The 12610-nt window shown below is 41.4% G+C and carries 9 protein-coding genes; all 9 read right to left on the reverse strand.

Going from position 1 to position 12610, the window contains the following annotated elements:
- Window positions 1-53 precede the first annotated feature (53 nt).
- Window positions 54-275, reverse strand: a complete 222-nt coding sequence (locus NSS82_RS23035; RefSeq protein WP_076273524.1) for a hypothetical protein — start codon at window positions 273-275, stop codon at window positions 54-56.
- A 46-nt stretch (window positions 276-321) separates the two neighbouring features.
- A complete protein-coding gene (locus NSS82_RS23040; protein ID WP_178420407.1) occupies window positions 322-2283 on the reverse strand; it encodes an FtsX-like permease family protein in 1962 nt (653 codons plus the stop codon).
- Between the two features lie 4 nt (window positions 2284-2287).
- Window positions 2288-3055, reverse strand: a complete 768-nt coding sequence (locus NSS82_RS23045; RefSeq protein ID WP_076101520.1) for an ABC transporter ATP-binding protein — start codon at window positions 3053-3055, stop codon at window positions 2288-2290.
- 134 nt (window positions 3056-3189) lie between these two features.
- Entirely contained in the window at window positions 3190-4605 is a 1416-nt protein-coding gene (locus NSS82_RS23050) for an MFS transporter (protein ID WP_076141330.1), read from the reverse strand.
- A 199-nt stretch (window positions 4606-4804) separates the two neighbouring features.
- Window positions 4805-5809 carry an AraC family transcriptional regulator gene (locus NSS82_RS23055; protein WP_076141331.1) on the reverse strand — a complete coding sequence of 335 codons (1005 nt, stop codon included), beginning with the start codon at window positions 5807-5809 and terminating at the stop codon, window positions 4805-4807.
- Window positions 5810-5974: 165 nt separating this feature from the next.
- The gene (gene cheB / locus NSS82_RS23060) at window positions 5975-7078 is read right to left on the reverse strand and encodes a chemotaxis-specific protein-glutamate methyltransferase CheB (protein ID WP_076101525.1); all 1104 of its coding nucleotides are present in this window, start codon (window positions 7076-7078) and stop codon (window positions 5975-5977) included.
- A 41-nt stretch (window positions 7079-7119) separates the two neighbouring features.
- A complete protein-coding gene (locus tag NSS82_RS23065) occupies window positions 7120-8718 on the reverse strand; it encodes a methyl-accepting chemotaxis protein (RefSeq protein ID WP_038572471.1) in 1599 nt (532 codons plus the stop codon).
- A gap of 208 nt (window positions 8719-8926) precedes the next feature.
- Window positions 8927-9589, reverse strand: a complete 663-nt coding sequence (locus tag NSS82_RS23070; RefSeq protein WP_036676060.1) for a response regulator transcription factor — start codon at window positions 9587-9589, stop codon at window positions 8927-8929.
- Window positions 9590-9626: 37 nt separating this feature from the next.
- Window positions 9627-12557 (reverse strand): sensor histidine kinase, encoded by a 2931-nt coding sequence (locus NSS82_RS23075; protein WP_076273523.1) that lies wholly within the window; start codon window positions 12555-12557, stop codon window positions 9627-9629.
- Window positions 12558-12610 lie beyond the last annotated feature (53 nt).

Here is a 12610-nt window from a genome sequence, read left to right on the forward strand (position 1 = left end):
CTGTCTAAAGTGGGGTGTTTGGCTATACATAATAAGCTTCTGTTAAATTTATATCATCTAATATATTCATTATACTCATCGGTGTTATTTAATTTTTTGTACATATACTCATCATTTTTAAGCTTATAGAGCTGCCCCATCCCCGCAAATACGAAAAACAGCACCAAAATTAATCCATACGCATAGGTGAATTCACCAATATAAAAGCAAGTGACTATCGCAACAAGGGTCAAGATCATTAATGCGACTGCAATTCTGGAAAAAATCTTTTTCAAATGGAATCCCCCCACGTTTTGTGCACCAATATTATCATATTTGGGATTAAATTGAAATCTCATTTTGTTCTATTAAGGGAATATCGAGTAGCTTAATATGTACCAGCATATTGTGAGTGTATATTTTAGTGTATATACGATAAAAGAGGACTTGAAATAAAAGATACGCTCCGCCTACTAACAAACAAAACCACATCGGCTCCAGAGCTGTAGACATTTCAACCCTGGAAGAACCAACAACATAAAAAGAAGACAATGCAATACCTAATGCATAAGGGAGAAAAAACAGCACTTTTAAAGGGCCGCCTATAATACGAGCCACGTCCTTAGTAGTAATTCCAATCTTGTTCAGCTTCCTGAATTTGATCCGCTCACGCTCTAAATCGGTCTGAATACTGAAATGCAGCACTATCCCGGAGGCGCCGAAAAATATTAAACCAACAAATGAAATTACGAAGATTCCAAATCGGCCAGACTCCTGTAACTGTAGATAGTCACTTATTCTAGACTTCGTAGAGAATACGAGGGCCTCTTGCCGCTCATTGCCATACCAGGACTCTGTATTGTCTTTGTTATATTTGGCTAAAGCGGCATTTAACTTAGCATCTATATCCGCAGTTTTTTTCCAATCCTTAAAATTCAGGAGCTGAAGGATACCGATCGCTTTTTTATTTTCCGCTTTCAGCGCCATATAATCCTCTTCGTTTACAATGATATGAAGACCATTCATTAAATTCGGCACAGGGTTAAATACCATGTTAAATAGGATACCTTGTGAATACAGCGTATGCTTCCCGGAAGCAAGCGTCAGGTCAAAGGTGGGCATTTCCGGTCTTTGATTCTTCCACTCTTCTCCTTGTGCAACTGTGGCCAGATTTAGAAAGTGATCTTTCTCCACATGATAATCAGAGCCGATTAATGCGTTTATATTCTGGTCCAGAAATATTTTAAAATTAAACAAGTCGATATACTCCAGCTTTTGGTGTGAAAGCAGCGGCGTAGCGCCATGATCCGTGATCTCACTTAGTATTTTTGGTGAGATGCTATTTTTTCCGAATACTTCTGAATAGGCAATATCATATGGATTGTTTGCAACCGGAATTTCCTCAGCATTCCAGGTCAAATAAAAAATAATCCCGCTTAGAGAAATCGTGATGAAGACGAGAAAGGTGATGAGAGAAAGCACTACTTTGGAGCGACCAAGGGTATAGATCAAATTGGAACTAAACAGCAGGTGCTTGTGATATGCTCTGCTTGATCGCGATATAAAAAGTTTCATCCAGTCCCCAAGTCCTGACAGCAGCAAATAAACGCCCAACATACTAATTCCCAGATTTATTAACATCATGCGAGCATCGGAAGGGTTGTAATGAGTGAGCATATTATAAACGGAGATTCCCAACAGTAAAACTCCGATGACTCCGGTGATTTTCCCATGAATCAGGTTGCGTTCTGCGGTTCTGGATTCTTTTAAAAGACGTAAAATGCTGTATCTCAAAGTGAATAGCAAATTGATTGCAATCACAACTATGTAAATCACCGCGAAGAATTTAATGGTATACAGATAACTATCCAGCGTCAGTATAAAAGCACTGTCCCCAATATTAACTAACAGCGAAACAATGAAGAAAAAAATACCGGAGAAAACCGTCCCTGCACCTAAACCAGTGAGAATCGAGGCTAAAGCGATCATGCTATTCTCGAACAAAATGATTTTGCGGATATTGTGGCTTGTCATTCCAAGTACCATTAATAGCCCAAAGTCGCTTTTTCTGAATTTCAAAAAGGCCATCTGCGCATATACAATAAACAGAACAGCAAACACTCTTATCACCAAAAAAGGAGCATATAAATTACCTGACACCATCCCATTCACTTGATAAGGGTCATTAAAATCAGGATTACTGTACAGCGAATAAAATGTAAAAAAGATCATGACTGTAAAGCTGCTGCATAAGAAAAACAACAAATATCTTCTAAGATTCGCCTTAAATATCTGAAATGCCATTCTCCTAAAGGTCATCTTCTCCCCCTCCAATAAAGGCCAGGTTCTCCAGAATCAGATCAAAAAATGCTCTGCGCTCTTTATTCTCTCTAGCAATCTCTAGTAGAGCCTTCCCATCTTTGATAAAAAGCACGCGATTACAATAGCTGGCCGCAAAAGGATCATGCGTGACCATCACTATCGTTGCTCCTTTTAGAGTGTTGAGCTTGGCGAAGGTTGCCATCACCGTACTCGAGGATTTGGAATCCAAATTCCCCGTCGGCTCGTCCGCAAAAATCACATCTGGATGATTAATAATCGCCCTGCTGATCGCCGCACGCTGCTGTTGCCCCCCTGAAACCATATAAGGATATTTGTCCTTCACCTCATCCAGATCAAATAGCGATAACGTCTCATCTGTCTTGGCATTGATATCTTCTACCTCTTGATCATCCAGCACCATGGGCACCATGATATTTTCCCGTAGGGTCAGACTATCCAGCAGATTGTAATCCTGAAAAACGAATCCCATACGCTGCCGGCGAAAAAGCGCAAGCTCGTTCTTGGACATCTCACTTATACTAGTCTCTGCAATTCTTACAACCCCACTATACTCCGTATCGATTCCGCTTAGTATATTTAAAAGTGTCGTTTTTCCGCTCCCCGAGGGTCCCATAATCGCCACAAACTCGCCACTGTCCACAGTAAGACTAATCCCGTTCAGCGCTCGATACCGATTCGTTTTGCCTTTTCCTTTGTATTCTTTTGAGAGATTCTCTACTTGCAGTATGGACATCCTAGCACCTTCTCATTGATAGGTTTGGATTGAGTTACATTAAATGGAATTCAATCACTCGGTATTACTATAAAGCTAAGAAGGGCGTTCGTTTGTTAGATTGCTCACAGCGCAAAAAAAGCAGGATACCTCCTCTATAATTTCCGCTCCCGCAAAAAACAAAGGCAAAGAAAACCAGTAAAAGCAAGTCCTCCGATTGCTGCTAATGAGAAGGAAAACGCCCTTACATAATCCGCTAGATCTGCTTCCAAAAGAGAATGCTTTAGCGAAGCGGAGAATAAAATACCGATTAACGCCACTCCTAACGAATTCGCAAAATACATAAAGGTAGTGATCAAGCCTGAACCCGTGCCCGTGATCTTTGTGGGTACTGAACTAAGCGTGACGTTAACTAGGGGCGTAGTAGCCATTCCGAGACCGAAACCATATATCAATAATATTAGGATATTACGAGGGTCCAGCAGATGCGTAACGTCCACATTTAGCTCTAACATAAGCAGCAGGCTACAGCTACCCATCATCAGCGCTCCTATCTTAAGAACACTCATCCCCCATCTTTTGACCATTCGAGACGAGATTAAGGAAGTCAGAAAAAAGCCTATCCCTATAGGCAAGAAAACCATACTCGTATCTTGAACACTATAGTGCAAACCAAATTGCATATAATAGCTCAAAATAAAAAAGAAAGAGAACATACTTAGATAAAGGACAAGAACGGTTGCCAGACCAGCGCTAAATGTTCGATCTCTGAAAATAGACAGATCGACTAACGGTAACGCCCCCTGCTTTCCCTTTCGATTTTCAACCCAGATAAAAGTAAACAACACGAAAAGAGCTAAAATTAGACAGCCAAAAATCCACAACGGCCACCCTTGTTTTTGTCCCTCTGACAACGGATAGATCAGCAGGAACAAACCGATCAGCAGAAGGAAGCTTCCAGTCCAATCAATACTGTGCGCCTGCTCAGCCCGTGTTTCAGGTACAATCGGCATTAACAGCAGGACGAGAAGTCCAAATGGCACATTGAAAAAAAACACCGTCCGCCAACCGAGATCGAACGGATTCCAATTCACAATAGTGCCTCCGAGGATGAATCCGAATGCAAATCCAAAACCAATCATGGCGCCGTAAATGCCGAAAACAAGCCCTTTTTCCTTTGGCAGAAAGCTGACCTGCAGCGTAGATAGAACCTGAGGTTGAATAAGCGCCGCAGCCAATCCCTGCACAATCCGAATAACAATCAGAAGAGCCGGATCTGAGGTCACTCCGCCCAATACTGCCATGACCGTAAACCCGCTCACCCCGATCAGCAACATCCGTTTCCTGCCGTATATATCTCCAAGCTTTCCACTAATAATCAACGCCACAGCTAATCCTAGCGAAAATCCGGTAACGATAAGCTGTGCTTCCGAAAAGCTTGCGTTCAAGCTATATTGCATAGATGGAAGCGCAACTTGAATCATATAAGTATTTAATGAAATAAGTAATGTTGGCAGTAAAATAACCCCCAGCGCATACCACCGGCGCGAATCTACTTGTTGTTGTTCCATTGTATAACCACCTTTTTATCTGCAATCTATGTAATTATTATCATTTAGAGTGGTCTTTTTCTCTACCTGTTAAGGGAGGTGCACTCCTTGATAAGGGAGCAAACACAAAAAAACCTCAAGCAGACAGAATATAACGTTCGATTCCGAACCCTATGTTCTAACACTTGAAGCTTTAAGCTTTCTGCATTTACAAATCTTCCTACAGCCTGTTTCGTTCCAAACTCTGTTGTTCGATACGTTTTAAGTATTCGCTTGGATTGCAGCCATAATGCTTACGAAAGGTCGTCGTGAAATTGCTGACATTGCTATATCCGACCGAAACAGCTGTTTTCCCTATATTCAAACCTTCAACCTCCATATACCAGAGCGCTTTCTCCATCCTTTTTATACGTACTAGCTCGAAGATCGTCATGCCAAATAATTCGCGGAAGCCTTTTTTTAGCTTGAATTCGTTGATACCTACCCGCTTAGCCAACTCACGTATAGATAACGGTTGTTCGAAATGGATTTGCACCAATTCATGTACCCGCTTCAGATTGGTAATATCATCGTGCCGCAGCGTCATACTATCGCTAATAGAACCGTAACCATCAGACTCACCAAACAAAGCAATAAATTCAAGGGCTTTGCTCTCCATATATAAACGTCTCAATGTTCCATGATAGGTACAGTGGATCATTTCGGAGACACATTTTCGGATTGCCGCAGTATCTGGATAACGATCAATATTGCCACGATGATGTCTAAGCCAGGTTTCCATCTGCTGCTTCTCCGATAAATCTCCGGCGTAATTCAGCAGTTCACTAGGAGCAAACCGTATTTCCAGCAATTGATTGGGGACACCTGCTTTTTTCTCTTCATACACCTGAACATCCTCTAGAAAAAGGACATTGCCCATTTGTTTATCCGTGTAACTTTCCTTGCCGTTCCATTCGCAATAGATTTCTCCGCTTAGATTATAGCTTAGTTCAAACAACGGACAAGCTTCTTGAATGTGGAGCTTCATATCCTGTTCGTAAGTTATGTCCGTATACATAATCTCCATACCTGGACGAATCCGTGTACGGGTGACACTTCCCTTGCCAATATGTGAAGGGATAGTAAGCCGTTGTTCCCATTGGTTATGCTCAACATGCCCCTCTATCCGTTCTGTAAATTGATCAAAAAGATCATGAATTTCCATATTCAATATATTTAAAGTCATCGCAAACCTCTCCTTCTTCGCTCCTTGTATACGATGAGTTACATAATCTCTACTCTAGCTCCGTAAATGATAATTGTTATCACTTGAAAGTGTCAACCTGAAATACAAAAAAGCATTGGCGGATTTTATCCTGCCAACGCTTTTTCAGAAGTAAAATAAGACCGTTCAAACTGATGGAAATGTGTCCCTTCGGTATCTCAGCTCCCCCGTAACCTCCATAATCTTCGAGGCTAACAAATGCGAGGGCAGCTCGTAATCCACACAACCCAGCTTCGCCGCTGCTTCAGGCATTTCACTTTCAATAGAAGTTTCTTGCGATTCTACAAGCGTTGATTGGGCACCAGCATGTTTGGCAGCTAGCATCCCTTTAGCGCCATCATTTCCCATTCCGGTCATTAGGATTAAATGCTGCTGTAGACCAGTTAATGCAGATATAGACTCAAACAAGACATCGACCGAAGGACAGTGCCCATTCACTGCAGGCTTTTTCATAAGTTTTATTCTGAGATCTTGCCCCTCCCGAATGATGGTCATATGAGAATTACCTGGAGCGATATAGACGGTTCCCCCGAGCACCGATTGCTTGTCCTTGGCTTCCACCACCCGTACACTTGAGAACCGATTCAGTCGTTCCGCCAATGCTTTTGTGTACTTAGGCGGCATATGTTGCACAATTAGCAGGGGATACGGGAAGCTCGCTGGAAGTGAGGTAATTAAGATTTCTAATGCCTTCGGCCCTCCTACTCCACATCCAATTCCCACGATCTGCTCAATGACTTCTGTACATCCACTCTTATCGTTTTTTTGTTTCTCTTGTCGAGCTTTCACTTTGGAGATGTTTATATTGTTAAGAATAAGAGTTCTTAAAGGAATTTCAGCGGCTTTCTTAATTTTGAATAATAACTCATCTTTTATGCTGTATAGACCAGGTCCATAAGATTGAGCTGGCTTGGAGATGAAATCCACTGCACCATTTTGTAGAGCAGTAATGGTTGCAGTTATTCCTTCCTTTGTAGCTGAGCTCAGGATAAGTATAGGTGTTGGCCGCTGTGACATTATGCTTGTGAGTGCTACCAAACCGTTCAATTCCGGCATTTCTATATCTATAGCCACGACATCGGGCCTGAGTTTTTGAACCATGCTGATCGCTTCGGATGCATTTCGAGCTACTCCAATGACCTCGAGGGTTGAGTCCTCCGAAATTAGGTTCGAGATCTGTTTACGCATGGTTACTGAAGCAGCTACAACGAGCACCTTTATTTTTTGCACTACTTCTCCTCTCCTATCAATGATAATACCCCTGACACTGTTTATTTAACTTTAAAAATTGATACCAGACTATTTAACTCTTCTGCTAGCTGAGCCAAAGCATTGGCCGTCGTTGCCGTTTCACTGCTGCTTGCCGCCATTTCTTCAGTTGCGGCGGATATGCTCTCAATTGAGAACATCACCTCAGACGATTGTGCAGCCTGTTCTTCACTGGCAGCCGCAATTTCTGTTACTTTATGAGCGGTATCGTTCACCATCGTAAGGATATGTTCAAAGGCTTCTCCATTTTTTTGTGAAAAAGCTACTCCTTCTACTACGGCATTTACACTATGCTGCGTATTCTTCTGCATTTCTTTGATAATGCCCGTGATTTGTTTCGTAGCCCCACTGCTCCGCTCAGCTAACTTTCTTACTTCATTCGCAACAACGGCAAAACCTCGACCTTGTTCACCTGCGCGGGCCGCTTCTATCGCTGCGTTCAGGGCTAGCAGATTTGTCTGTTGGGCAATATCTTCAATCACCGCAATAATCTCACCAATCTTATCGGAATCTTCCGCAAGTCTAGACATTTGAGTATCCAGTACTGCCATTCCTTGTACGGAGTTCTTAACCACGATCCCTCCATCTTGAGCGATACGCATCGTTTGATCTGAAAGCTCAGAGGCCTGTTCAGCACTCTGGGCTACTGAATTAATCGCCGCAGATAATTCTCGGAACAACTCATTCATCGTTTGTGCTGCACTAGCTTGACTCATACTTCCACTAGCTACTTCCTCTGTACTTGCTGAGATTTGCTGTGCAGCAGCTGAGACACTTTCCGCAGAAGAAGAAATGCCGCTCACAGTTCGTCTTAGGTTCAGAACCATTTCATTAACAGAATAAGCTAGCATTCCAATCTCGTCCTTAGATTCCAGATTCGACGTTTCGCTTAAATCACCATTAGCCACTTTACCTAGCAGGCGCATTACTTGATTTAGAGGCCGTGCTATGATCTGCGATATTAGAAGACCCAGACCAATACTGATGAGCAGTGCAACAATAGTAACGCTAAACGTAATCAAACGAGAGGACTGATAAAGGTCATTGGCATTAACAATCGAACCTTGAGCCTGCTTCATATTGATGTCTATTAAATTTTGCAGAAAGTCAGTCAGCTCTGTTGTAGCTGTTTGCAAATCACTTACAAGCAAAAAATTTGTATATTTCTCATTACTAATATTTGTATTATTCAATTCAATAGCCTCATCCAGGCTTGTGATATACCGTTTCCAGATCTCAGGATAATCCTTCATTATGGCTAATTCTTCAGCTCTCAACGCAGTCTTGCTATATTTACCCATGATCTCTTCAATACTTTGAACGTTTTTATGTATTTTATCTTCGTATTCTTTCTTTTCTGCCACTGTTTTAGCCATCGTGTTTATATCACGGATATTGATTCTATTTGTTAAAAATAGTTCATTCGCTTCTCCCAGATAAGCTATAGGTGTTAAGCGGTTTTCATACATGTCCACGATAGAGCGGTCCATCTTACTCAAATTCGTAATTCCATAGAATCCTACAAAGCACAATATTGCGGATACTAACAGAAATGCGGAGATTAACTTCACTGCTGTTCTTAAATTATAAAACCACTTCATTTTCCTCAGCCCCTCATTGGCGTTAGTCATTTTTTAGTAATTCTTAGGAACTATTTCATCATATACGGTAAGCAGATTAAGGTAACCGAAAAAAAATAGCGCGACCACGCAAAAATATTGCGTCATCCCGCAAAAAAAGCGCAGACCAAAAAATCCCGCCTCACAGAACCGTGAACGGGATTTTGATCTATTTGTTTGTTACGAATTTTCATAGTGAATTGTTGAAATCGGACTCCTTCAATATGCCCAGACGTTTAGCTTTTATTGCCGCTTCAATTCTCGATTTCACATTTAGCTTTTGGAACAGACTCGTTAAACTGTATTCCAGCGATCGTTGACTCATAAGTACAATCTCTGCTATTTCTTTGTTGCTTTTTCCTTTTGCAATCTCTGTCAGCATTTCATGCTCTTTTTTGCTTATCTTCGGGTTTGCTTGGTCAACATTAATCTCCATTCCTTTAGATGATACTTTTCTTAACTGTTTAACTAGGGTATGAGGCAAAATGACATCTCCCCTTAAAGCACAACGCACTGCTGCAACCAACTGCTCTCTATTGGTCGTTTTTGAAATAAACCCAAACAGACCCGATTCGATCATCAAGTTAAATTTGTTAGTAATTTCGTATCCGGTATAGATTAAGATAATCGCGTCTGCGTTTATTTTTAAGACTTCCTTCGCCAAATCAATCCCATTCCCATCAGCGATATGAAGATCAAACAACATCACGTCAAACGTATGGCTACCCACCATGTTAAGCGCCTCATGGGCTGAATTGGCTAGGGTAACCTTCATATCTCCCTCTTGTTCCAGTATCATCTTAGTCCCTTCCATGACAGAGGGATGGTCGTCCACTAACAAAATTTGAATCATGCCTAATACACCCCTATCCCCTTATTATGCCCCATGATTAATCTGCAGGTATGGATATAAAGACAGCTAATCCCTTATTCTCTGGCGAAAGAAATCGTATGGTCCCATCCATACTGCGAACCCTTTCTTTCATCCCATAAATCCCCATACTCTTAATAGAATCCTCTCCTAAAAGGCTCATTCCAATTCCGTTATCTTCATAATCCAAAAGCACCTGTTGCCCTTCACTAGCTAAGGAGATACGTACTTCTGTGGCACAGGAATGTTTAGCTGCATTAGCCAAAAGTTCCTGCACAATACGGTACAGACCTATTAGAATCTCGTCTTTTAACTTATGCCTGAAAGCGTTTGACTCAAAATATATCTGATAGTCGTTCCGCAACTGAGCAAATTCAAACAATGTCTCAAGTGAGGAAGCAAGCCCCTCATTGATTAATGCTGGTGGCCTAAGCTCATTGCAGATAATCCGCAGTTCATAGATAACATCGAGTAAACCTTCTGTGATCTGTTCTAACTGCTCCTTTAGTTCCCCCGTAACGGATTTATCACTTAAAAAATTATCAAGCTTACGATACCAGATGATCTGTTCTTGAAGTGCTGAATCATGTAAATCTTGAGCAAGCCGTTTGCGTTCATTCTCGGATAAATTAAACATAAAGCGTAGTAACCATGTCGGAGCTTGCTCGGAAGCCGCTAACTCAAGGTCCTTAGTTAGATCTTCTATGAGCAAAAAATTATCAAATAACACACTAACATAACGGGTAATCGTCTTCAGCCACACTCGAACAGAACTTATTTCTAATAAAATAGACTTCTCATTAATGGATAGAATATAGCTTTTTCTTCGGAACTCTCCGATCTTAAGTGAATAGCCCCGCTCGGTCTCAATAATCTCGCATATTTTATCATGGTTATCTTCAACTTCAACCATACAAATATTGGTAACCCGCAAGACTTCTCTAACTTCTTTTAGTAATCGTTGTTCCATGTGACTGATCTTCATCGCACCAAACAAATCTTGCGAGAATTGATCAAGACTCATCTGTAAGTTGAAATACCTTTCCTCGCTGTTCCGAATGATCTGCTCTGTAAGCTGTCTTTCCACCTCAATTTTTTTCCGATCACTGATATCCCTAAAGATAGAGATACATGCAACCTTACCCTTATATAGAATTGAGCTAGCTGTTACTTCTACATCGATAATAGATCCATCTGACCGCACGACCTTTTGTTCAATAGGAGCTAATATCCGATTGGGTCCATAATAGATTTCACGCATCCGATCTCTAGCCAGCGTTATATAGTCTGGGTGGGCCCAATTAAAAATAGAGGTGCCAATCAATTGATCCTCACTGCAAACTCCAAACAATCCTAAACAGGAAAAATTCACATAAAGGAATTTATATTCACTATGGAGTACTACCGCTTCAGGTGACATGTCAATAAGCAGCCGATTGAGTTCCTCGCTTTCTCTAAGTTCACTCTCCATCTGGACCCTTTTTGTAATGTCTCTCGCTACAATCACAATACTAACTACTTCTCCATCCTCACCAAGAACAGGTGTACCCAAGCATTCCAGATCTATAATGTGACCTTTGATGTGAATAAACCGATTGTAAAACATCTTACATCCTTTTGTCCGAAAAATATCCAAGATCTGTTCCCGCAACACTTCTTGTTCATCAGGATGAATATACTCCAAAATGGTTGTGTTCTTTATTGAACCAACAGGAAGACCAATAATTTTCTCACAAGAGGACGAAGCAATAATGAAGTTCCCTTGCTGATCCAGAACCCCAATCATATCCTCCATATTCTCTGTAATAAGCCTGTACTCCGCCTCCCGCTGAGCCAGCCGCTTTTCCACCTCCACAGATGCAGTGATATCTCTTGCGATAACAAAGGTACCCACAATTTGATTGTTTTCATGTACAGGGATGTTTTTCATCGACCAATGGTTAACTAATCCATTCTCGCAGACAGAAGTAACCGTGTAATGCTGCAGAACTCCGCCAACCGTTTTCTCAAAATAATCAGACATCATATGCGAATTCTCTGCACCAAATAAATTCACAATGGATAAGTTTTCTCCGAATCTATTAAAAGCTTCTCCAGTAATTTGATCTGCCGCTGGATTGATAGCTACAATGCTGCCCTGCAGATCCAATTCACACACGATATCTGGGTTATGGTCAAACAGGGATTTGTAGCGCTGCTCGCTTTTTAATAGAACCTCTTGCATCTGCTTTTTTTCCGTATGGTCGATTAAGATCCCATTGAGCCGTACCACTGCCCCTGTCTCATCCATACTGGGAATGATCCTGACTTGGACCCATCGGAGTTCACCGCTGGCATGGATGATCCGATATTCACTAAGATTGCTTATTCCTTGCCCCACTGTAGTTATAATCTCTTGAATTAAAGGCCGCTCTTCTTTAGGAGCAATTCTTAGCCAAAAGTCATCTTCCTTCGCCTGTTCTGGTGAATATCCCGTGATATTGAAAATGGCATCCGATATGAATAACATTTTCCGTGATACGTAATCGTAAGACCAAATCGCCACATCGATCGTAGCAAACATCTGCTGATACAGAGAAAAGCTACTCTCTAACTGGGCTTGAGCATTTTTTTGTTCCGTGATATCTATGATTACGCCATCTATTCTACAAACCTTATGCTCTTGATTAAAAACGGGCGTGCCTATACTTTGAACCCACTTCAGCGCTTTTGCAGGTAACTGCATACGATACTCAAGATTACATAGGTGACCAGAGTATAATTTATCTATATACGCATCAAACCGTTCAAGATCCTCACCGTACACATATTCACGTAAAAAATTGGGGTTGTGCGGTAAAGCATGATCTGAACAGTCCACCCAATTCTCCAAAACATTCGACATTGTCAGCAAATTCGCTTCCATGTCAATAGACCATGAGGTCATATCCTTGTCACCAAGTGAATGCATATTGAGATTCCCTCCACATAAAAAGCCCCCCCTTTTCGGGGTGGCTTTTTCTT

It is taken from the genome of Paenibacillus sp. FSL H7-0735 (genome assembly GCF_038008505.1).
Classification (GTDB): Bacteria; Bacillota; Bacilli; order Paenibacillales; family Paenibacillaceae; genus Paenibacillus_AQ; species Paenibacillus_AQ odorifer.

Bases quoted from the DNA above. Each gene is read 5' to 3' on its own strand.
- NSS82_RS23055 (WP_076141331.1), bottom strand. From the start codon at position 5,809: ATGACTTTAAATATATTGAATATGGAAATTCATGATCTTTTTGATCAA.
- NSS82_RS23070 (WP_036676060.1), bottom strand. From the start codon at position 9,589: ATGATTCAAATTTTGTTAGTGGACGACCATCCCTCTGTCATGGAAGGG.
- NSS82_RS23065 (WP_038572471.1), bottom strand. From the start codon at position 8,718: ATGAAGTGGTTTTATAATTTAAGAACAGCAGTGAAGTTAATCTCCGCA.
- NSS82_RS23045 (WP_076101520.1), bottom strand. From the start codon at position 3,055: ATGTCCATACTGCAAGTAGAGAATCTCTCAAAAGAATACAAAGGAAAA.
- NSS82_RS23040 (WP_178420407.1), bottom strand. From the start codon at position 2,283: ATGGCATTTCAGATATTTAAGGCGAATCTTAGAAGATATTTGTTGTTT.
- NSS82_RS23050 (WP_076141330.1), bottom strand. From the start codon at position 4,605: ATGGAACAACAACAAGTAGATTCGCGCCGGTGGTATGCGCTGGGGGTT.
- NSS82_RS23075 (WP_076273523.1), bottom strand. From the start codon at position 12,557: ATGCATTCACTTGGTGACAAGGATATGACCTCATGGTCTATTGACATG.